Below are 20,021 nucleotides of genomic sequence, written 5' to 3' on the forward strand. Positions count from 1 at the left end.
ATCTTTTAGATGTGGGAATTTTTCTTTTAGAATATCACTCTGTACATTCATCCCTTTTTTATAAATATTATCTGAGAACATCTTTAGTCTAGCATGATATTGGGCTGCTAAATTTGCATCTTGCAGCAAATTATGCTCTTCAGATGTCAAATTTCGACCTTGTTGTTGTTTCAACTTTATAGGTGTTGCATATGTTAAAAAAGCTTTTAAACGATTATATCGATATTTATGTAAGATTGAATTTAGTTCTGTTTCCGCCTTATCAAATTCTTCACTATTTTGGGTATAATTTTGAGAAATTAAACGTTCAACTATAGGTTGTGTAATAAGTAAACGATTTGCTAAATGCTGATATTCTTTATTTGTTTGAGCATTATCATTCATGTTTGGTGTATTAAAATCACTTGGATCCCAAATCATTTTGGCATATGAATCAACATATAGTGTCGAATTATCTGTAATAGGAAATTTATTTTCATCAGGGTTTTTCATGCTACTAATTAAAAGATTTTCAAATACAGTTTTTCCTTGTAAAACAATTGGTGCTCCTGTTTTATCAGATACCAAAGTTAATACACCATCTAAATTTTCATAATGATAACCATCAATGACTAATCTATTGTTTCCATCAACTTTCAATTTTAAATTTGGAGTAGAGGGTGCGATGATATTAATAAATTGCATTGCGTCATTTTTGTTTGGGAAAGAAATATAATTATTCTCCACCGCACTATTCGCATTCAGGCTGCCTTGCACTCCATCTGTTGCACTGTTGCCCACTGCCGCACCCGTTGCCGTACTCAATAAGTTTGTAATCGCTGTTACAGTTTCTTTCTCTTCCACCGTTAAGTCGCTTCCTTTTTCTTTGCCGTATAACCATTTGCTGATGTAAGGCGCAGCTGCTTCCGCTCCACCTGCACTCAATGCTCCTGCTAGGGCGTTATTGTCCCCTGCTGCTGCAACCGCTGCTCCTAATACCGCGTGAGCAAGAACGTGAGCGGTTTCTTGACTGGCGGTTAGTTTGCCATTCGCGTTTTGACCGGCTAAATCTTTAAAGTGCTGTCCAATCGCATACGATACGGCCGGCGATGCGGTAGCCGCAGCGATGCCTGCTCCGCTTTGGGTCGGCGCAGCTAAGCCTGAGGCTAACATGTTGAGAATGACTTTGCCTTGTTGCCAATTATCTGCTTTTGCTGCCGCATCTTGAGCTTCATGAGCTTTGCGTTTGGCAGTTTCCATATCGCCATTGGCTAATGCCTCGGCTGCTGCTGTTTCGGCTGCTTCTTTGTCTGCTTTGAGTTTGTCTAAATGTTGGTTAATCTCGGTATTGGCTTGTTGGACATTTTTACTAAAATCTTGGCTGACGGTTCTTTGTAAATCCAGTTCACTTTGCACTCTATCTTTGTCAAATACGTTTTTCAGGCTGCCCGAATGTCGTTCGGCGGTGTCTGTGGTTACGTTTGTATCAATATCGGCTTTGGTTTGTGCCGCTGTTTTGCCTGTCAGTCTGATTTGTGTGGCTTCGTCGGTGATGTGTATGTTTCGGGTGTTGATGCCGCTTTTTGTGATGCTGCTTTGACTGTCGCTGTCGCTGCCGTAACCTACTGATGAACTTGCGCCGTTTTTATCCGCTACGCTTGTCAGGTGTTTGTTTTGAGGCTTATTTTGTGCTCCCTGTCCCAGTGTTTTGCCGCTTACGGCAACGCTGGCACCCAATCCAAAACTTTCGCCTTTGTAGCGGCTGTGGTTTTGAATGTCGCTATGGGTGAGGGTGGCCGTCTGAAAGCGGTTTTTGCCTTCGTCTTCTGCGCTTTGGCTGCTGGTGATGATGCCGCCTTTGAGGTCTGTATGGTTTCCGACCTTGATTTGATAGCCGTCTTCTCCGGCATAAATACCGCTTTGCTCGGTTACCGAAGCATGGTCGGCTCGGATTTTGCTTTGGCTGTAATCGCCACTGGCACTGAAGCCATAACCTACGGTAACTTGTGCACTGGCGTTTTGTTGTTTGCTTTGATAGGTTTCAGTATCTTGAACACTTTCTATATGCAGGTTGCGCGTATCTGCCTGTACGCCTTTGCCGATAAGCTGCGCACCTTTGAGGGTGGTATCCCCGCCGTTTCGGATAATCGTTTTGCCGGCCGTGCTACCGATATGGGTGTGGCGGTGGGTTGCTTTTGTCTGATTGCTGTGGTGGCTTGTTGAAAGAAAGGTCGTCTGAAACTGTATTTGTTGTTTCAGACGACCCTCTTGGCTTAAACCCTGAGAACTGCATGCGTACGTTCCGTACACATGCTACTTGTTGAGTTTAAGTTTTATATGGGTTACGGCTTGCTTAATTGGCTTTGGGGAGTTTTAAGCCTGTGTACGTAATGTAATTAGGGTTTACTTACTCTAAAATATAATTAAATTTTTCTTCGAATCCATAATCCTCATCTTGTTTCTTAACTCTTTCTAGAACCTTTACTATTTCAATAAATATATTTTCTAATTGATTTTTTGAGAACATAGCATCTTTCCATACCAAAGTAATCGGTCGTTCTAAATTTGTGCTTAATAAATCCCACAGAGCATCAAGATTGTTCCCATAATAATCATGTATAGAAAATATTTTTGAAATTTGATTATGAAAATCTTGTTCAGTATAAATTTTACTGCCGATAATCTCTAATTGCATAAGTTATACTCCTATTTACAAGTTCCAATTTGTGTTGCAGAGATATAACGATCAGTTGTTATATAGCAATCCATCATTGGAATACAACAATCTAGTACCAGCCTGATTCGATCTTGACATAGTGTTTATTAAGCTAATGTTCGCTTCATACCATATCCTACCCTGTTTAGCAGGTAAAATATTTGTAGAATTTACAAAATATCTCCCCTATGTTGCCTATATGGATGTGGAGATAGGCTGCTTTTGTCTGATTGCTGTGGCAACTTATTAAAAGAAAGGTATTTGTTGTTTCAGACGACCTTTTGGCTCAAACCTTGAGAACCGCATGCGTGCGTTCTGCACACATGCTACTTGTTGAGTTTAAGTTTTATATGGGCTATGGTTTGCATTTCCAAATGCGCTTGTTATTTAAAAAAAGAAAAATAAACCTGTCTGTTTGGAAATAGCCAGCTGAGTTAAAAATAAAATATTTTGATATATTCTAAGAGGGATATCTGTCAATGCCTGATGGGAATTATCTTGTAAAAAATTTTTTAGAATAATTAATTTTCTTAAATCAATTATTTTTTCATCCTCATAATCATCTATATATGTATCTATTATCTCATTTATTTTATCGAAGAAATTTTTCTCAAATAACAAATTAACCTCTTGTTCTGAAAGTTTAAATACATATAGTTCATTATCATCAGCTTGATCGTAATCTAATTTTTTCATGGCTTCAACACTTAAAGGGACAACTATCTGTTTCATATCAATGACTCCTTATCTTAAAATGTGTTATTTCATTATATTCAGCTTGAGTGCGTCCCTGCTGCTTACCATTCGTATTAATTTTAGGGGCTTTACTAGATTAGCAGATATGCTACCCTTGAAATATGATTATAATACACTGAAAATTAAAGAAAAAGTACAGATGGATAATCTAGTACAGTCCCTAAATATAAATAGACTAAAAAACTTCCAGTCATTTTTATTTTACTGGTTATAGCATCGTCTCATTTCATCTATTCACACCTATAATATCTCAACAGCTTTTACAAATACTCCAGCAGATCCACTGCTACCCTACTAAGCCTTTTTGAAACCTTTGTTGTAAAAAACGCTATTTCCATTCTTATCGAATAAAGGCAAATTTATAATTTTAAAGCCTCCCAAAATGATGAGGCCGTCTGAAAATCCTTTTTCAGACGGCCTTTCTTCATTTAAGCCAAGAAGGATTAAACCAAGTTTTCCAGCATCCATTTAACGTAACGGCTGACGCCTTGTTTTACATCCAAGAATTCTTCTTTATACCCGGCTTCGCGCAGCTTGGTGATATCCGCTTGAGTAAAGCTCTGATATTTGCCTTTAAGCGCATCTGGGAATGGGATATAACGAATAAGTTCTTCTTCAACCAACTCTTTCAAACTCATTTCAGGCTTGCCTTCGGCTGCACGGCAGGCGTTGACGGTGGCAGCGGCAAGATCGTTAAACTGTTGGCTACGACCTGTACCGAGATTGAAGATGCCTGAAAGCTCGGGATGATCGAAGAAGTAAAGGTTAACTTTGGCAACGTCTTCTACGCTGACAAAATCGCGTGTTTGCTCGCCATTACCGTAGCCGTCATTAGCGCCAAACAGATTAACATAACCATGCTCGCGGTATTGGTGGAAATGATGGAAGGCAACCGATGCCATACGGCCTTTGTGTTGTTCCTGTTGTCCGTAAACATTGAAGTAGCGGAAGCCGACGACTCGGGCGGTCAAACCTTCTTCCATTCGGCGGCGCAATACTTGGTCAAACAAGAATTTAGAGTAGCCATACACATTGAGCGGTTTTTCCAGTTCGCGCTCTTCGCGGAAGATTTCGCCCTTACCATATACAGCAGCGCTGGAGGCATAAAGGAACGGAATGCGTTCATCCTGACACCAGTCCAAGAGATCGAGCGTGTACTGGTAGTTGTTGTCCATCATGTAAAGACCATCATGATTCATGGTATCGGAACATGCGCCTTGATGAAAAACGGCTTCGATATCGTCGTAAGGCAGAAGATGGCCGCGCACTTGGCGGATAAATTCGTGTTTATCGAGATAATGGGCAATTTCACACTCGGCAAGGTTTTTAAATTTTTCGCCTTTGCTCAAATTATCGACGGCAACAATGTCGGTAATACCGCGCTGGTTAAGTGCTTTAACGATGTTGCTGCCGATAAAGCCGGCCGCGCCTGTTACGATAATGGTCATAATGAGTTTCCTTTATTTTGATTTTTCAGACGGCCTTGAAGTAATCATGCCGTCTGAAAATAAAAACTTGTCTGTCTGGATTATTTTCCAACTCTATTTTCAGACGGCCTTTAGATTTTAAGGCCGTCTGAAACAGCAATTATTGCTCTTCCAATGCCTTGGTCAATTCGGCAAACGAGCAAACCGCCGTACCAAGTTTTGCCACGACAACGCCCGCTGCCGTATTAGCAAGGTGCATCGCTTCAGGCATGGTATAACCAGCGGCCAAACCCAAACCCACTCCGGCAATAACAGTATCGCCTGCACCCGATACATCATAGACTTCTTGGGCCCGTGTAGGCTGATAAATCGGCTCACCCTCATTGAACAGGGTCATACCCTCTTCACTTCGGGTCAGCAAAATCGCGGTCAAATCAAGATGACGGCGCAGGTTTTGGGCTTTTTCAGTCAAATCATTTTCGTTTTTCCAGCTGCCCACCACTTCTTTCAATTCTGCACGATTCGGCGTAATCAGCGTAGCGCCGGCATATTTCTCGTAATCATCGCCTTTCGGGTCGATTAAAACGGGTTTACCGGCCTGCTTCGCCCAATCGATCATATCGGAAATATGCGACAAACCGCCCTTGCCGTAGTCTGAAAAAATAATGGCATCGTATTCAGGCAACACTTCTCGATATTGATGTTTGATTTGTTCCAACACCTCACGATGAGGCAATTCTTCAAAGTCAAGTCGGATAAGCTGCTGGTTGCGGGCAACGACACGCAATTTGACAGTAGTCGCAATTTGCTTATCGCGCATCAGATAGGAAGAAACGCCGTCTTGCATCATCAATGCGTCCAACGCATCTGCAGCTTCATCATCGCCGGTCACGGACAACAGCCCTACTTTACCGCCCAATGAGGCGATATTGCGCGCAACGTTCGCCGCCCCACCCGCTCGTTGGTCGATACGGGCGATTTTCGCCACCGGCACTGGGGCTTCAGGAGAAATACGGGACACATCGCCAAACCAATAGCGGTCGAGCATCACATCGCCGACGACAAGGACTTTGGCTTGTGCAAAACGTGATTTTAGGGTTTCTTGTTGGAACTTGGTTACCATACTGGCTCCATTAAAATCTCTGTGTAAGGCTTGTTATCAGTTTATTGATCTAACAGCCTAAAAATATCTTGAGGCTCATATACCTGCATATGGTTTTTCGAGTACGACGCCTGTTCATGAGATGACAACAACGCTGCTTTCAGCATGGCTTGCGCCAATTTTTCGACAGCAAGCGGACGTTGGTTTTTCAGCATGCCGATGCGGTTGAGTACGCGAGAAATCCGTTCTGCTATTTTTTCGCCCAAGCGGTCGCTGTTCGGACGAATCAGCAATGGCGGGCGGAAAATAATAAGGTGCGGAAAATTCAAAGCGATAATTGCTTGCTCCAATTCGCCCTTCATCCGTTGATAAAACAGGCTCGAAGCAGAATTTGCACCGGAAGCGGAAATCAAAACCAAAGTATTGACGCCGTTTTCTCGTGCGGCTTTGGCAAATTCAAGATTTGCCTCATAATCAATTGCCCATTGCGCTTCTTTACTGCCAGCCGCTTTCAAGGTAGTTCCCAAGCAGGCAAACAATACATCGCCCTGCACTTTTTCACGCCAATCATCAGGCTTAGAAAAATCAATCTGATGGCTATTTAGCTTTTGGTGAGTAAAATCAGGATGTCTGCGACCAAAACAGTCGATGGACTCAACCTCTGAACTGGTTGCAAGTAAAGGCAACAAGGATTTTCCTGTTGCGCCTGTCGCGCCAATCACAATCGCCTTCATACTTCAGACGGCCTTAAGCGTTTGCCACGCGGTTCACTTCGCGCAATACAGCTACCGGATCGGCAGCTTTAGTTACCGGACGGCCCATTACCAAATAGGTTGAACCGGCAGCCAAGGCTTCGGCCGGCGTCATAATACGGCGCTGGTCATCATTATTGCCTGCAACATCTAAGCGGATGCCCGGTGTGACCAAGACAAAATCCTGTCCCAATTCGCGGCGCAATGGTACGGCTTCTTGAGCGGAACATACTACGCCGTCCAAGCCCGAACTTTGCGCCAGTTTCGCCAAGCGGATGACTTGTTCTTCAGGGGCGATGTTCAAACCGATTTCTGCCAAGTCGCTTTGTTCCATGCTGGTCAACACGGTTACGCCGATCAAAAGCGGCTTGGTTTGATATCCGGCAACGGCTTCTGCTGCTGCTTCCATCATGCGGCGACCGCCCGATGCGTGCATATCGACCATCCACACGCCCATATCGGCGGCAACTTTACAGGCCTGAGCAACTGTGTGGGGAATATCGTGGTATTTCAAATCGAGGAAAAGTTTGAAACCTTGATTGATTAAGCTTTCTGCCAAATTGCGGCCGGTTGCGGTGAACAGCTCTTTACCGATTTTGATTTGACACAGTGTCGGGTCAAGATTGCGGACAAATCCGAGCGTATCTTTTTCGTTGGCAAAATCGAGGGCGACGATGACGGGAGTACGTTGTTGCTGAGTTTGGAAGTCGGAGATCAAGGGATTCATAAGATACCTGCGGATAAACGGTTATAGCTTCGATTTTAACAGCTTTTGTACACAAAAGGCCGTCTGAAAATATTTTTTCAGACGGCCTCATGATTTTACTTTGGCAAAACTTATTTGCCCAAACCTTTCAATACTTCGGCTTTCACGGCTTCTACTGCTTGGGTGCCGTCAACTTTGATGTATTTCGGCGCGTGTTCGCCTTCCAGTTTGCTGTAAAAATCAACCAAAACTTCGGTTTGCTCGTGGTAAACGGCAAGGCGTTTTTTCACGGTTTCTTCTTTGTCGTCGTCGCGTTGAATCAAATCTTCGCCGGTTACGTCGTCTTTGCCTTCGACTTTAGGCGGATTGTAGGTAACGTGGTAAGTACGGCCGGAGGCCAAATGCACGCGGCGGCCGCTCATGCGGTCGACAATCACGCTGTCAGGTACATCGATTTCAACCACGGCATCCAAATCCACACCAGCTTCAACCATGGCTTCGGCTTGTGCCAATGTACGTGGGAAACCGTCAAACAGGAAACCGTTTTTGCAGTCGTCTTGGGCAATACGCTCTTTAACCATGCCGATAATGATGTCGTCGCGCACCAAACCGCCTTCATCAATGATTTTTTTTGCTTCCAAACCCAACGGAGTGCCTGCTTTGATGGCTGCGCGGAGCATGTCGCCGGTAGAGATTTGAGGAATGCCGAATGCAGCAGTGATGAATTGAGCCTGTGTGCCTTTGCCGGCGCCTGGTGCGCCCAACAATAATACTTTCATGATGAGTCCTTTTGGTTGACGGATTTAATGTTCAGATAATTTTACACGGCTTGTGTTTATCGTTCAAAACTTCAGACGGCCTCTTTCGGGCCGAAATGCTTCCATGCATCGTCGCGCATTCCGATAAACCATGCGTCTTCAGGGAATCGCTCTATCGCGTCTTTCAAAGTGGAAAGCAAGTTTTGCGATAAGGCTTTCGCCAAATATTCTTCCTCATTGGCTTCGGCCGCTTTGTCAGGCTGCTGCGCCAAACCGATTGCACGGGTTTGATGGCCATGAGCCAAATAGTTGAGCGCAATGATTTTTTGTGCCCAAAGCTGAGGAATATCGGGATTGTCTTGCAGCAATACCGACAAAATCGATACGGCAACAGTCAAGCGCCCGCCGTTCATACGCAAGTCCAATGACTGGTTGGGCGGCAAAGTGCTGAGCATTTCTGCCATGCGGAACCAGAACTCGCCGCTGGCCTGCTCCGGCGCTTCTATTTTCAGCATATCATAGTTGAATTCTTGCTCATCTTCTCTTACCAGCTTCGCCACGTCGGCAAGCAATTTTTGTTCTTCACGGCTCAAATGGCGGAAATCATTCATGTCTTTTCCTTTCAGACGGCCTTAAGATTTAAACGCAACACGCACTCTGTCCAAATCTTCCTGCGTATCCACACCGGCAGCAGGCGCTTCTTGGGTGATTTCAACAGCAATCGGATAACCGTGCCACAGGACGCGCAACTGTTCCAGCGATTCGATGGTTTCCAAAGGAGAAACATCCATTTCCGAATAGCGTTGCAGGAAGCCTGCACGATAGGCATAAATGCCGATATGGCGCAAAACGGCTGTTTCAGAAGGTAATTCGCGTTTTTCGGCGCGCATGGCGTCGCGCGGATAAGGAATCGGGGCGCGGCTGAAATAGATGGCGTTGCGGTTTTTATCAAGGATGACTTTGACGACATTGGGATTCATAAACTCGTCAAAATCGTGCAATTCATGAGCGGCGGTTGCCATTTGCACATTATTTTCAACCAAAACTTCAGCCGTACGGTTGATGAGCTCTGGGTCGATTAAAGGCTCATCGCCTTGTACGTTCACGACAATCAGATGTTGCGGCAGTTTCAGCGTATTGGCCGCTTCGGCAAGGCGCGTTGTACCGCTTTCGTGTTGATTGGAAGTCATGACCACTTCGATGCCATGCGCCTGACAGGCCGTCTGAATATCGGGATGGTCGGTGGCAACGACAACACGCGCAGCCTCGCTTTTTGCCGCCTGTTCGGCGACGCGTACAACCATCGGTTTACCGTGAATATCGGCCAAAGCCTTACCCGGCAGACGTGAAGAATCCAACCGCGCCGGAATCAATACGACAAATTCGGTCATGCTTTCAGTTCCTCTTCGCTCAACGCTCGTGCTTCGTTTTCCAACATATAAGGGATGCCGTCACGAATCGGATAAGCCAACTTCGCCTGACGGCTCCACAATTCCTGTTTGTCTTGATGGTATTCGAGTTTGCCTTTGGTCACAGGACAAACAAGGATGTCTAAGAATTTTTTTTCCATGGGGTACTTTCGGGTTTGATAAATTGGAGGTCGTCTGAAATATTTTTCAGACGACTATAATTTATTTCTTATGCTTTTCCCAACCTATTTGGCTTAATTACAGCTTGCATCAGGTTTTTTGCCGCCGCACATGATACCTTGCACCTCTTTCGCAAATTCAGGCATATGACGCTGTGCAGCTTTCTCTGTTAATGCCAATCCAAAAGTCATTAGTTCGTTCATAGCTTGATTGCGCATAAGAGGAGTCTTAACAACAACAGCCTGCCCGACAGGTGAACTATTAAAGGCAATCATGCCGTCAACTTCTTCTTGAGTGTATGTTAATTTGGCATTCTTTAATAAATTATTGCGGATAGTCTGTTTCACTTCGGGCGTCATTAAATCTCTCAAAACATTTTCGCGATAACGATCAATAGCTTTTGCTATTTGCTCTTTTTTCGCTTCCGGTACTTTGGCAAGGGCTTTATCTGCATACGGTTTAAATCCAACATTGAAACCGTCAATCATATTTTTTTCTAATTCCCGGTCAAAATTCTGTGTATCCAACCAACGCTCCAGCGACGCATCACTGGGCGGCGCGGCAAACGCATTGGCACACAAGGCCAGCGTGGCGAAGGGCAATAATAAGGTTTTCAGTTTCATTTTTTTCTCCTTTTCAATAAAAAAATATTTTCAGATAGTCGGAAAATTATTTGGCACAATTCGGCAAATGTTTGTTGCCTTTGCATAAAATACCATGTGTTTGCTCCTCAAAAGCAGGTGTATATTTCCTGCTTGCGTTGATATAGTTGTTGCTCATTGTCTTTTCAACAATCTCATCATTCAATTTGTCGAAACGTTCTATCTTTTCAAATGCAGACTTACCGGCCCCATGCTCAAATACTTTTACTATGCTATCCACGTCTGCTTGGCTCAGCACATTGTCAATATCTCCGCCATGCTGTCTGAGATGATTGATTTTTTTCAAAATACCCTTGCCCCGAGGGGAAGAGAAGAAGCTGTTGAGTACATCGACTTCTTCTTGTGTAAATACTTTCTGTACGGCACGCTTTTCTTCATCCAACCATTGTTTTTTCAACTCAGGGCGGCTCAAATCGTCTTGCATGTTTTTCATATAACGGCTGATGACCGCCTTCATCTGCGCTTTTTGAGCTTTGGGCGTCATCGTTAACAAGCGCTCATTGTCCTCTTTATTTACCATCTCCAAAGAACGTTGTACTTTCTCGCTATAATTACTGCTTATCCCTTGAATCTCCAACCATTTTATTGCAGATTCATCACTTGGTTTAGCAGCTAAGCTTTGAGTGGATGCAAATAAAGCTGCGCAAGCAACCAACAAATATTTTAACTTCATGATTTACTCCTATCGCGTAGTTTGAAGATCATCTTTAAAACATCTGTGAAACATCTATAAGCATTTAGATTGAAACATTCGCGGATACGAACGCCGCCAAGTCCGGCTCAATTATCGCATAAACAGGCAAGACCCACACATGATTCAGGCCCTGATCGTCTGAAAATTTGACCGCATCCTTTTCCGTGATAATCACCACATCTGCGTCCGGCAAATCCGCCGCCGTAATATCTGCATGATCAGGCAAGGCAACGGTTTGTTTTAAAGCAATATTCATGCTTTGCAACGTATTGAAAAAACGCTCCGGCTTGGCAATACCGGCAACGGCGGCGACGGTTTGATTTCCCAAACCCGCCAAATCCAATTTTTCAGACGGCCTGTTCAAACGGTAAATCTGCCCTGTTTCAATATGGCTGGCAAACATATTTTCAGACGGCCTAAATGCCGTATCTGCTTGCCCCCCGCTGACGACAACCGCATCAACGGAAGCCAATCGAGACAAAGGTTCGCGCAAGCTGCCGTTGGGCAGTAAATCCAAATTGGTGCGTCCTGTATCTGCCGCCGGGAAGACGGCAATTTCCATATCGCGTTGCAAGGCATAATGTTGCAAGCCGTCGTCGGCCACAATCAATTCAAGCTCCGGATACGCCGCAAGCAATGCCCTGCCTGCTTCTGCACGGCTGCTGCCTACCGCCGTCGGCGCACTGGTTTGGCGAAACAGCAATAAAGGCTCGTCGCCTGCATCTGCCGCACTGCTGGCTGTATTCAATACATGAACCGCCTTGCTCTTGCGCCCGTAACCTCGGCTGATGATGCCGACCTTAACGCCCTTTTCCTGCAAACCCGACACCAGCGCGGCGACTATCGGCGTTTTCCCTGTCCCACCTGCATGGATATTGCCGACCATCACCACAGGCACTGGCAATTTTTCGCTTTTCAGACGGCCTGAAACAAAATCATCGCGCCGTTTCGCAGCAATTTTGGCAAACAGCTTGGACAATGGTTTTAACAGAAAAGACAAAAACGGATTGGGGGATTGCCAATGGCGTTCGATAATTTGGTGGAGTTTGGGCATACGCACGGCTTTTGAAGCGAAAATCAAACGATAATATAACACAAGCCCGCCCAGACAAGGCTGCCTGAACATGCGGCTTTGATAATATTAAAACAAAGGGCGAAAGTTTCATAAAAACGAATACAACGAATCGCTCTAAAACCCTTATAATTCAACTTTCCCAAATTTTTCCCGTTTCGCAATGTCCGAACTCTTCGCGCCCTCCTCCATTTCCGTATCCGAACTTAACGCCCTCGCCAAAGCCTTGCTGGAAGACCATCTTGCCGGTTTGTGGATTGCGGGCGAAGTGTCCAACCTGATCCGTGCCGCCAGCGGACATTATTATTTCTCGCTCAAAGACAGCCGCGCGCAGGTGCGTTGCGCCATGTTTAAGGGTGCGGCCATGCGCTTGGCGAAGCCTTTGAAAGAAGGCGACCATATCGAAGTATCAGGGAAAATCAGTATTTACGAAGCGCGGGGCGAATTTCAGATTACCGTAAACGAAGTACGGCTCAAAGGCTTGGGGCAGCTTTACGAAGCCTATGAGCGATTGAAGGCGCAGTTACAGGCGGAAGGCGCGTTTGCGGCGGAACGCAAGAAACCTTTACCTGCCCGTCCGCAATGTATCGGCATCGTCACCAGTCTGGCGGCGGCGGCTTTGCGCGATGTTGTGACCACCTTAAACCGCCGCGCGCCCGAAATCCCTGTTATCGTTTATCCGACGCCCGTACAAGGCACAGGCAGCGAGTTGCAAATTGCCCAAGCGATTAAAACCGCTTCGCAACGCGCCGAATGTGACGTGCTGATTGTCTGCCGTGGCGGCGGCAGCATTGAAGACTTGTGGGCGTTTAATGAAGAGCCGGTTGTGCGCGCCATCGAAACCTGCGCGATTCCCGTCGTCAGCGGCGTAGGCCACGAAACCGATTTCACACTCGCCGATTTCGTTGCCGACGTACGCGCACCGACACCGACCGGTGCGGCGGAATTGGTCAGCCCCAACCGCCAAGAATCGCTACATCGTCTAGCCCAAGCGCAAGGCCGTCTGAAAACCGTTTTGGAACAACGCTATTTCGATGCCAGCCAAAAACTTGACTGGCTCGCACGGCAAATCCGTCATCCGCGCCAAAAACTTGACGAGCAACGCGCTTCAATCAACAAACTGGCGCAAACGCTGTCTTATTCGATGACGCAAAACCTCCGCGCCCATACCGCCCGTTTTGAACGCCAAACCCAAACCCTAAAACATTGCCGTCCTGATGTTTCCGTTTACAAAAACAATATCGACCGCTTTCAGACGACCTTGTCGCATTCCTTCCACCAGCGGCTTGCCCACCGCCGTCAAAGCCTGACCGCCCAAGCCGCATTGCTCGAAGCCATATCGCCGCAGCATATTCTGGAGCGCGGCTTTTCGGTCGTCAAAAACACACGCGGACAAGTCATCCGCAATGCCGATATATTGAAACAAGGACAGAAACTGCACATCACTTTTGCCGACGGCGAAACCGACGTACGCGTGACCAAAGAGCAGGCGCAGGGCGAGTTGTTTGACTGACAAAATAAAGGCCGTCTGAAACTTTATGCGATTGAAGTGAAACTATGTCTGCCTGTTAAAAATCCTTAACCTGCCAATGCGGTATAATGCCTTATCTGCACCCGCAGCATATACGGAAACATTATGGACAACTCACAAAATACAGAAAATCCGATTCCTCCACGCAACTCCATCCGCAAAAACAGCATTTACCTGCTGCCCAATTCCTTTACCATCGCCGCACTGTTTTGCGCCTTCTTCGCCATTACCCAGTCCATGCACGGACGTTATGAAACGGCGGCGATTGCAGTTTTCCTTTCCATGCTGCTCGACGGCATGGACGGACGCGTTGCGCGGCTGACCAACAGCCAAAGCGCGTTCGGCGAACAGCTCGACAGCCTTGCCGATATGGTCAGTTTCGGCGTGGCGCCTGCCCTGATTGCCTACAAATGGCAACTTTGGCAGTTTGGCAAAATCGGCTATTCCGTCGCCTTTATCTACTGCGCCTGCGCCGCCCTGCGTTTGGCGCTGTTCAATACGCTTATCGGCAAAGTCGACAAACGCTGGTTTATCGGCGTTCCAAGCCCGACCGCCGCTGCGTTGATTGTCGGCCTGATTTGGGTCAACCACAGCGTCGAACGCTTCCCCAACGTGCATTGGTGGGCATTGGGTATCACCCTGTTTGCCGGTATTTCCATGATTGTGCAGATTCCGTTTTGGAGCTTCAAAGAAATCAACATCCGCCGCCAAGTACCGTTTATGGGCATGGTGTTGGCCGTGTTGGTATTGCTGCTCATCAACTGGAAGCCTTCACTCGTCCTCTTCCTGTTTTTCCTCGGTTACAGCCTGTCCGGTTATGTGATGGCAGTCATCCGTTGGTTTAAAAAACGCCATAAAACACACAAACACGACAAGGCCGTCTGAAATGTGGTCTTGGGACATCATCCTTTCCCTGCTCGCCGTCGGTAGTGCAGCGGGCTTTATTGCCGGACTATTCGGCGTAGGCGGTGGCACGCTGATTGTCCCCGTTGTCTTATGGGCGTTGCAACTGCAAGGCATAGGCGGCCACCCCTATGCCCAGCATCTTGCCATCGGCACTTCCTTTGCCGTCATGGTGTTTACCACCTTCTCCAGCATGTATGCCCAGCATAAAAAACACGCCATCGATTGGGCGACCGTCCGCCGAATGACGCCGGGCATGATACTTGGCGTACTCCTCGGCGCGGTATCGGCAAAATATGTGCCGACGCTGGCTTTGCAGGTTTTCTTTATTGCATTTCTTGCCTTTATCGCACTCAAAACCCTACGCGATTCCAAACCCACACCTTCACGCACCCTGCCCGCCCTCCCCGGCCTGACAGCTGTCGGCACGCTTTTTGGGGCGGCTTCGAGCTGGGTCGGTATCGGCGGCGGTTCGCTATCCGTTCCATTTCTGCTGTATTGCAACTTTCCGGCGCATCGCGCCATCGGCACATCTTCAGGTCTGGCATGGCCGATTGCAATTGCCGGCACTATCGGCTATTTTGCCAACGGTTTGCATATTGCCAACCTGCCTAAAGGCGCGGCAGGCTTTATCTATCTTCCGGCCGTGGCCATATTGAGCGTTGCCACCATCCTCTTTGCTCCGCTCGGCGTAAAAACGGCGCACAAGCTGCCCGCCCGAAAACTCAAAATCGCCTTCGGCATTATGCTGTTGCTGATTGCCGCCAAGATGGCTTGGAATTTAATACATTAATCTTTCTTGTGAAAAAGGCCGTCTGAAAATCTTTCAGACGGCCTTTTTGATTGCAAAGCAACAAATTAAATAAAACCTTTTTACCTTACCCTATTTGCCCCATTGCAAATACGGCCAAGCGCCATATCGCCCATCCTGCCACCAATAATCCAGCGCACAAACGAACCATGCGTTTTTGCAGAAAGGTTTTCAACTGCGCTGCAAATATGCCCATCGCAAGCAGGTTCGGCAAGGTCCCCAATGCAAACGCCAGCATATACAGCCCGCCATGCAAAGCATTGCCGCTGCCCAAGGCATACAAAGACGCGCTGTACACCAAACCGCAAGGCAGCCAGCCCCAAAGCACGCCCACGCCGAAACAGGCAGGCACCGATTTAATCGGCAGCAATTTGTTCAGCAAAGGATTCAGGCGCTTCCATATCGGTTTACCGATGCCTTCGATTTTGGTCGCGGCAGTCGAAATACCGGCAAGATACAGCCCAAGTAAAAGCAGCAAAACATTGGCGGCAATATACAAACCGTTTTGAACCGCGCGCGTATCGTCCAAGGAAATGCCGACCTGCCCGACCAAACCGACCAATAGGCCAATGACGACATAGCTGCTGATGCGCCCCAAGTTCAACAATACAATCAGCCCGATTCGGTTTAAATGTGGCGGCAGTTGCAAAGCGAATGCGCTGCTTAATCCGCCGCACATGCCGACGCAATGCGTTCCGCCAAAAAAGCCGAGTAGAAAAAGAGTAAGAAATGTGATTTCTTGATTCATGGTTTTTAATGATTCAAACGAATGGATGAGGCCGTCTGAAACTTTTCAGACGGCCTTGAGAATGCAGGATAAGCCTTTCCGCCCACCCTCTTCACGCTTTAGAAAAGCAATTAACTGCGTGCGCGTACGTCAAATGCCTGACGCAAACCTTCGCCGATCATGACCAACAAAAGCAGCATTACCGTCAACGTGGCAACGGCAGACAGGCCGATCCACCACGCGTCCAAGTTGTCTTTGCCTTGCGCCAGCAACTCACCCAAACTTGCCTGTGAGGCAGGTACGCCCAAGCCCAAGAAGTCCAAACTGGTCAGGGCAAGTACGGCGCCAGAAATACGGAAAGGCAGGAAGGCCAATACCGGCGTCAAGCTGTTGGGCAGGATATGGCGCCACATGATTTCACGGTTGCCCACACCCATCGCGCGCGCCGCCAAAACATAATCGGCCTGACGGTTTTTCAAAAACTCGGCGCGGACATAGTCGGACAAGCCCATCCAGCCGAAAAGCGACAGCAACACCAGCAAAATCAACAGTCCCGGATTAAAGAACGAAGACAGGATAATCAAGAGGTACAGCTCCGGCATACCGCCCCAAACCTCGATAAAACGCTGCATCAGAAGGTCGGTTTTACCGCCGAAATAACCCTGCACCGCGCCTGCAATCACGCCAATCACGGTAGTCACCACGGTCAACACCAAGGCAAACAACAGCGAATCACGGAAACCGTAAACCAAGCGCGCCAACAGGTCGCGGCCGCGGTCGTCCGTTCCCAAGATATGCCGTTCGGATGGTTTGGCCGGATCGGGTACCGTATCAAAATCGTTCAAGGTATCGGCATCGTAAGGATTGGGCAGGTAAAAGGCAAAATTGCCGTCTGAAGTAATGTTGTGGCGGATAAGCGGATCCAGATAATCCGCCGGCGTATCGAAATCGCCGCCAAATGTGGCTTCGTTGTATTCGTTTACCAAGGGGAAGAAATACTCGCCCTGATAACGTATCCACAAAGGTTTGTCGTTGCTCCACAAAGGTGCAAGCAAAGTGACGACAAACAAAACGGCCAAAATCCGCAAAGCCAACCAACCGCGCTTATGCTGTTTAAAGGCTTGCCAAGTAGGGTTTGAAGTAGATTTTTTCTTTTTCATGGTTTGAAACATTCTTTAATAATGGATTGAAGACATTTTCAGACGGCCTTATTTCTGTCCGCCAAAGTGAATGCGCGGATCGACCCACGAATACGAAATATCTGACACCAATTTAGCCAACAACCCCATCAGTGTGAACACATACAGCGTACCCATTACGACAGGATAATCACGTTTCATCACTGCCTCGTAAGACAGCAAACCCAACCCGTCCAGCGAGAACAACGTTTCAATCAACAGGCTTCCGGTAAAGAATGCGCCGATAAATGCGGCTGGGAAACCGGTAATCAGAGGAATCATGGCATTTCGGAAAATATGTTTCCACAGAATCTGTTTCTCAGGCAAGCCCTTGGCTCGCGCGGTATAAACATATTGACGGCGAATTTCTTCAAGGAATACGTTTTTCGTCAATACGGTCATTACCGCCAAGTTGCCTGCTACCGAAGCGGTAATCGGCAAGGCCATATGCCACAAATAATCTTTGACTTTACCTGCCCAAGAGAGTGTATCGAAATCATCGCCGACCAAGCCGCCCTGTGGGAACCAGGCAAAAAAGCTGCCACCGCCAAACAACACCAGCAACACCAAGCCCAAGACAAACGGCGGTACGGTATAGCCGACCAAAATGATCATACCCGTAACCGTATCAAACCGGCTGCCATCCCTGACCGCCTTGGCAATACCCAACGGAATACATATCAAATAAGTTAGGAAGAATGTCCACAAACCCAAACTCATCGATACCGGCATTTTCTCTTTTACCAACTCAAATACGGTTTGGTGGTGGAAAAAGCTCTCGCCCAAATCAAAACGGGCGAATTTCCATACCATATCGACAAAACGCGTCACAGGCGGCTTGTCGAAACCGTATAAAGCATTCAGAGCAGCCAAATCTTCCGCACTGATGCGGTTGCCGTTTTTAGCCAAAGTTCCAGGCATACTGCGTCCTGCTGTTTCGCCGCCAACTGCGCCCTGCGTCAGCTGCTGAACCATCTGTTCCACCGGACCGCCGGGAACAAACTGAATGACGGCGAAGGTAATCGCCAAAATCCCCAACAACGTGGGAATCAAAAGGAGCAAACGATGAAAGATATAACGCCACATGATAAAGTGTTCCTCTATTTTTTGATTTGAAGGCCGTCTGAAACCACTGACCTCAGACAGCATATAGTAACGGATTAATAAGCGTTTGGCCGATTATTTACTTCTCTAAGGCCTCCTGCAATTTCTTCTCAATTAAATCCGCGTCAAACGATTTGGCAATCAGCTCAAAGCGCGAGTCACGGCGCCACGAAACTTGGTTTGCGCCCCATTGACCGTCCACCCAGTTGAGCCATACCCATGTACCGAGCACTTGGAACACGCCTTTGGCGCGCACGAGGCCGTCTGTAAATTTAGGCAGGTCGTTGAAGAAATCGGTCAGCTTTTCGCCGTCGAAATCACGCCCGGAAGGGAAAGTGAAACCTTGGGACTGGAAGCCCATGGTGTTGTCCGGCAGGGCTTTGAGACGGTAGCGCGATTTTTCGACCACGGGAATATCAAGCCATTGGATGTCGAGTTGCGCATTTTGAACTTCAACCACTTTGGCTTTAGGCGGGAACAGCTTGGCCGCTTTATCGTGAAACTCGGCCAGCTGCTCGGGCGTGCACAAGTCTGTTTTGCTGGCGACCAATACGTCGCAAATGCCAATTTGGTCTTTATACAAGGCTTGTTGAGCGTAATCGGGATTAATGAATTGGCGTGGATCGACAACGGTAAAAACAGCGCCGATTTCCAACATGCTGTCGAGCGGCTTGGCTTTCAATTCGTCGATAACACTGGCGGCGTGCGCCAGGCCGCTGGCTTCAATCATCAAGCGGTCGGGTTGGGCATCGCGCAGCATTTTTTGTACGGTCGTACCCATTTGTGCGCCGGCAGTACAGCACAAACAGCCGCCGGCGATTTCTGCGACGGGAATGCCGTTGTCGCTCAAGACAGCGCCGTCAATGCCGATTTCGCCAAATTCGTTGACGATGATGACCCATTTTTCATTCGGATCTTTTTGCGCCATCAGACTTTTGAGTGCGGTGGTTTTGCCTGTTCCGAGGAAGCCTGAAATCAGGTGGACTTTAGTCTTTTTTACTTCTGACATTTTTTACAAATTCCTGTTAAAACAACATGTTCTTCTTTTAATGAGAAACCGGTTTCGGCCACGCCTGCACGCAATGCCGCCCATTCTTGGCTCAAGGTCTGCTCATCTGCCGTACCGCATTCGGTACAAACCAAAATAAACGCGCTGTGGTGCGCTTCGGCTTCTTCGTGGTCATGGCAATGGTCGTCGCATTCGTGCTGCGCGTGGCTACACAGAATATAGCCGTTGACCGCCGCCACTTTGTGCAAAACGCCCTGCTCCGCCCAAAAATCAAGGGCGCGGTAGGCCGTCGGCGGCGCAACCACGCCCTCGCTTTGCTGCTGCATCTGCGACAGAACGTTGTAGGCTTTAATCACGCCGCTTTGTTTCAAAACAATATCAAGCACTTGCTCGCGCAAAGCGGTTACCTGCACACCATCGCGCTGCGCTTGTTCTAAGATTTTTTGTTTGATTGCGTTCATAACTGAAACAGCCTTTCAGACGGCCTTGTTAATAAAAAATTACATTATAACGTGTTTGTTCAATTTCAGATAACAAAGAGGCCG

General features: G+C 47.4%; 21 protein-coding genes and 1 pseudogene. 3 read left to right on the plus strand and 19 right to left on the minus strand.

Translation table 11 applies throughout. The features are described 5' to 3' along the window. Positions 1-714: 714 nt before the first annotated feature. From ACTHSW_RS01940 to lpxK, 14 genes and pseudogenes are all read right to left on the minus strand, one after another. A pseudogene (locus tag ACTHSW_RS01940) lies at positions 715-2,175 on the minus strand (hemagglutinin repeat-containing protein); the annotation flags it as partial. Between the two features lie 211 nt (positions 2,176-2,386). Then, a complete protein-coding gene (locus tag ACTHSW_RS01945; protein ID WP_070644911.1) occupies positions 2,387-2,674 on the minus strand; it encodes a barstar family protein in 288 nt (95 codons plus the stop codon). 408 nt (positions 2,675-3,082) lie between these two features. Continuing rightward, a complete protein-coding gene (locus ACTHSW_RS01950) occupies positions 3,083-3,427 on the minus strand; it encodes a hypothetical protein (protein WP_070461500.1) in 345 nt (114 codons plus the stop codon). Between the two features lie 467 nt (positions 3,428-3,894). Continuing rightward, positions 3,895-4,899, minus strand: a complete 1,005-nt coding sequence (rfaD, locus tag ACTHSW_RS01955; protein ID WP_070461498.1) for an ADP-glyceromanno-heptose 6-epimerase — start codon at positions 4,897-4,899, stop codon at positions 3,895-3,897. A 139-nt stretch (positions 4,900-5,038) separates the two neighbouring features. Next, a complete protein-coding gene (gene rfaE1 / locus ACTHSW_RS01960) occupies positions 5,039-6,001 on the minus strand; it encodes a D-glycero-beta-D-manno-heptose-7-phosphate kinase (RefSeq protein WP_070461497.1) in 963 nt (320 codons plus the stop codon). Between the two features lie 41 nt (positions 6,002-6,042). Beyond that, the gene (locus ACTHSW_RS01965) at positions 6,043-6,714 is read right to left on the minus strand and encodes an NAD(P)H-binding protein (protein WP_070461496.1); all 672 of its coding nucleotides are present in this window, start codon (positions 6,712-6,714) and stop codon (positions 6,043-6,045) included. A gap of 13 nt (positions 6,715-6,727) precedes the next feature. Continuing rightward, on the minus strand, positions 6,728-7,459 hold the full coding sequence (gene pyrF, locus ACTHSW_RS01970) for an orotidine-5'-phosphate decarboxylase (RefSeq protein WP_070461495.1): 732 nt from the start codon (positions 7,457-7,459) through the stop codon (positions 6,728-6,730). A gap of 110 nt (positions 7,460-7,569) precedes the next feature. Next, positions 7,570-8,217: an adenylate kinase gene (adk, locus tag ACTHSW_RS01975; RefSeq protein WP_003746105.1), complete on the minus strand. Its 648-nt coding sequence runs from the start codon at positions 8,215-8,217 to the stop codon at positions 7,570-7,572. Between the two features lie 71 nt (positions 8,218-8,288). Then, the gene (locus ACTHSW_RS01980) at positions 8,289-8,807 is read right to left on the minus strand and encodes a 3-deoxy-manno-octulosonate cytidylyltransferase (RefSeq protein WP_070461494.1); all 519 of its coding nucleotides are present in this window, start codon (positions 8,805-8,807) and stop codon (positions 8,289-8,291) included. Between the two features lie 21 nt (positions 8,808-8,828). Then, positions 8,829-9,587, minus strand: a complete 759-nt coding sequence (gene kdsB / locus ACTHSW_RS01985; RefSeq protein WP_070461493.1) for a 3-deoxy-manno-octulosonate cytidylyltransferase — start codon at positions 9,585-9,587, stop codon at positions 8,829-8,831. Then, entirely contained in the window at positions 9,584-9,766 is a 183-nt protein-coding gene (locus tag ACTHSW_RS01990; RefSeq protein ID WP_003679524.1) for a Trm112 family protein, read from the minus strand. The genes kdsB and ACTHSW_RS01990 overlap by 4 nt, the downstream gene beginning before the upstream one ends. Before the next feature lie 93 nt (positions 9,767-9,859). Beyond that, positions 9,860-10,408, minus strand: coding sequence for a DUF2059 domain-containing protein (locus ACTHSW_RS01995; RefSeq protein ID WP_070461492.1), 549 nt, complete (start codon positions 10,406-10,408; stop codon positions 9,860-9,862). Between the two features lie 46 nt (positions 10,409-10,454). Further along, entirely contained in the window at positions 10,455-11,120 is a 666-nt protein-coding gene (locus tag ACTHSW_RS02000) for a DUF2059 domain-containing protein (RefSeq protein WP_070461491.1), read from the minus strand. A gap of 64 nt (positions 11,121-11,184) precedes the next feature. Continuing rightward, positions 11,185-12,195 carry a tetraacyldisaccharide 4'-kinase gene (lpxK, locus tag ACTHSW_RS02005; RefSeq protein ID WP_070461490.1) on the minus strand — a complete coding sequence of 337 codons (1,011 nt, stop codon included), beginning with the start codon at positions 12,193-12,195 and terminating at the stop codon, positions 11,185-11,187. 181 nt (positions 12,196-12,376) lie between these two features. Between lpxK and xseA the strand changes: the two genes are divergently transcribed. The 3 genes from xseA (at position 12,377) to ACTHSW_RS02020 (ending at position 15,440) form a co-directional block, all read left to right on the plus strand. Beyond that, complete coding sequence (gene xseA / locus ACTHSW_RS02010; protein WP_070461489.1) at positions 12,377-13,726, plus strand: exodeoxyribonuclease VII large subunit; 1,350 nt, start codon at positions 12,377-12,379, stop codon at positions 13,724-13,726. Between the two features lie 123 nt (positions 13,727-13,849). Beyond that, the gene (pssA, locus tag ACTHSW_RS02015) at positions 13,850-14,629 is read left to right on the plus strand and encodes a CDP-diacylglycerol--serine O-phosphatidyltransferase (protein WP_070461488.1); all 780 of its coding nucleotides are present in this window, start codon (positions 13,850-13,852) and stop codon (positions 14,627-14,629) included. A gap of 1 nt (position 14,630) precedes the next feature. Next, complete coding sequence (locus ACTHSW_RS02020) at positions 14,631-15,440, plus strand: sulfite exporter TauE/SafE family protein (protein ID WP_070461487.1); 810 nt, start codon at positions 14,631-14,633, stop codon at positions 15,438-15,440. A gap of 85 nt (positions 15,441-15,525) precedes the next feature. On the opposite strand, the gene ACTHSW_RS02025 is transcribed toward ACTHSW_RS02020, so the two are convergent. The 5 genes from ACTHSW_RS02025 to ACTHSW_RS02045 form a co-directional block, all read right to left on the minus strand. Next, on the minus strand, positions 15,526-16,206 hold the full coding sequence (locus tag ACTHSW_RS02025; protein WP_003680951.1) for a sulfite exporter TauE/SafE family protein: 681 nt from the start codon (positions 16,204-16,206) through the stop codon (positions 15,526-15,528). Positions 16,207-16,316: 110 nt separating this feature from the next. After that, positions 16,317-17,357 carry an ABC transporter permease gene (locus ACTHSW_RS02030; RefSeq protein ID WP_070461486.1) on the minus strand — a complete coding sequence of 347 codons (1,041 nt, stop codon included), beginning with the start codon at positions 17,355-17,357 and terminating at the stop codon, positions 16,317-16,319. A gap of 36 nt (positions 17,358-17,393) precedes the next feature. Beyond that, the gene (locus ACTHSW_RS02035) at positions 17,394-18,449 is read right to left on the minus strand and encodes an ABC transporter permease subunit (protein ID WP_070461485.1); all 1,056 of its coding nucleotides are present in this window, start codon (positions 18,447-18,449) and stop codon (positions 17,394-17,396) included. 97 nt (positions 18,450-18,546) lie between these two features. Beyond that, on the minus strand, positions 18,547-19,476 hold the full coding sequence (locus ACTHSW_RS02040) for a CobW family GTP-binding protein (RefSeq protein ID WP_070461484.1): 930 nt from the start codon (positions 19,474-19,476) through the stop codon (positions 18,547-18,549). Further along, entirely contained in the window at positions 19,464-19,937 is a 474-nt protein-coding gene (locus ACTHSW_RS02045) for a Fur family transcriptional regulator (RefSeq protein ID WP_049351198.1), read from the minus strand. Before ACTHSW_RS02045 ends, ACTHSW_RS02040 begins: the two co-directional genes overlap by 13 nt. Positions 19,938-20,021 lie beyond the last annotated feature (84 nt).

Origin of the sequence: Neisseria sp. P0008.S004, assembly GCF_051962755.1 — a bacterium.
Taxonomy (GTDB): Bacteria; Pseudomonadota; Gammaproteobacteria; order Burkholderiales; family Neisseriaceae; genus Neisseria; species Neisseria subflava_A.

Bases quoted from the DNA above. Each gene is read 5' to 3' on its own strand.
- ACTHSW_RS01945 (WP_070644911.1), bottom strand. From the start codon at position 2,674: ATGCAATTAGAGATTATCGGCAGTAAAATTTATACTGAACAAGATTTT.
- ACTHSW_RS01950 (WP_070461500.1), bottom strand. From the start codon at position 3,427: ATGAAACAGATAGTTGTCCCTTTAAGTGTTGAAGCCATGAAAAAATTA.
- rfaD (WP_070461498.1), bottom strand. From the start codon at position 4,899: ATGACCATTATCGTAACAGGCGCGGCCGGCTTTATCGGCAGCAACATC.
- rfaE1 (WP_070461497.1), bottom strand. From the start codon at position 6,001: ATGGTAACCAAGTTCCAACAAGAAACCCTAAAATCACGTTTTGCACAA.
- ACTHSW_RS01965 (WP_070461496.1), bottom strand. From the start codon at position 6,714: ATGAAGGCGATTGTGATTGGCGCGACAGGCGCAACAGGAAAATCCTTG.
- pyrF (WP_070461495.1), bottom strand. From the start codon at position 7,459: ATGAATCCCTTGATCTCCGACTTCCAAACTCAGCAACAACGTACTCCC.
- adk (WP_003746105.1), bottom strand. From the start codon at position 8,217: ATGAAAGTATTATTGTTGGGCGCACCAGGCGCCGGCAAAGGCACACAG.
- ACTHSW_RS01980 (WP_070461494.1), bottom strand. From the start codon at position 8,807: ATGAATGATTTCCGCCATTTGAGCCGTGAAGAACAAAAATTGCTTGCC.
- kdsB (WP_070461493.1), bottom strand. From the start codon at position 9,587: ATGACCGAATTTGTCGTATTGATTCCGGCGCGGTTGGATTCTTCACGT.
- ACTHSW_RS01990 (WP_003679524.1), bottom strand. From the start codon at position 9,766: ATGGAAAAAAAATTCTTAGACATCCTTGTTTGTCCTGTGACCAAAGGC.
- ACTHSW_RS01995 (WP_070461492.1), bottom strand. From the start codon at position 10,408: ATGAAACTGAAAACCTTATTATTGCCCTTCGCCACGCTGGCCTTGTGT.
- ACTHSW_RS02000 (WP_070461491.1), bottom strand. From the start codon at position 11,120: ATGAAGTTAAAATATTTGTTGGTTGCTTGCGCAGCTTTATTTGCATCC.
- lpxK (WP_070461490.1), bottom strand. From the start codon at position 12,195: ATGCCCAAACTCCACCAAATTATCGAACGCCATTGGCAATCCCCCAAT.
- xseA (WP_070461489.1), top strand. From the start codon at position 12,377: ATGTCCGAACTCTTCGCGCCCTCCTCCATTTCCGTATCCGAACTTAAC.
- pssA (WP_070461488.1), top strand. From the start codon at position 13,850: ATGGACAACTCACAAAATACAGAAAATCCGATTCCTCCACGCAACTCC.
- ACTHSW_RS02020 (WP_070461487.1), top strand. From the start codon at position 14,631: ATGTGGTCTTGGGACATCATCCTTTCCCTGCTCGCCGTCGGTAGTGCA.
- ACTHSW_RS02025 (WP_003680951.1), bottom strand. From the start codon at position 16,206: ATGAATCAAGAAATCACATTTCTTACTCTTTTTCTACTCGGCTTTTTT.
- ACTHSW_RS02030 (WP_070461486.1), bottom strand. From the start codon at position 17,357: ATGTTTCAAACCATGAAAAAGAAAAAATCTACTTCAAACCCTACTTGG.
- ACTHSW_RS02035 (WP_070461485.1), bottom strand. From the start codon at position 18,449: ATGTGGCGTTATATCTTTCATCGTTTGCTCCTTTTGATTCCCACGTTG.
- ACTHSW_RS02040 (WP_070461484.1), bottom strand. From the start codon at position 19,476: ATGTCAGAAGTAAAAAAGACTAAAGTCCACCTGATTTCAGGCTTCCTC.
- ACTHSW_RS02045 (WP_049351198.1), bottom strand. From the start codon at position 19,937: ATGAACGCAATCAAACAAAAAATCTTAGAACAAGCGCAGCGCGATGGT.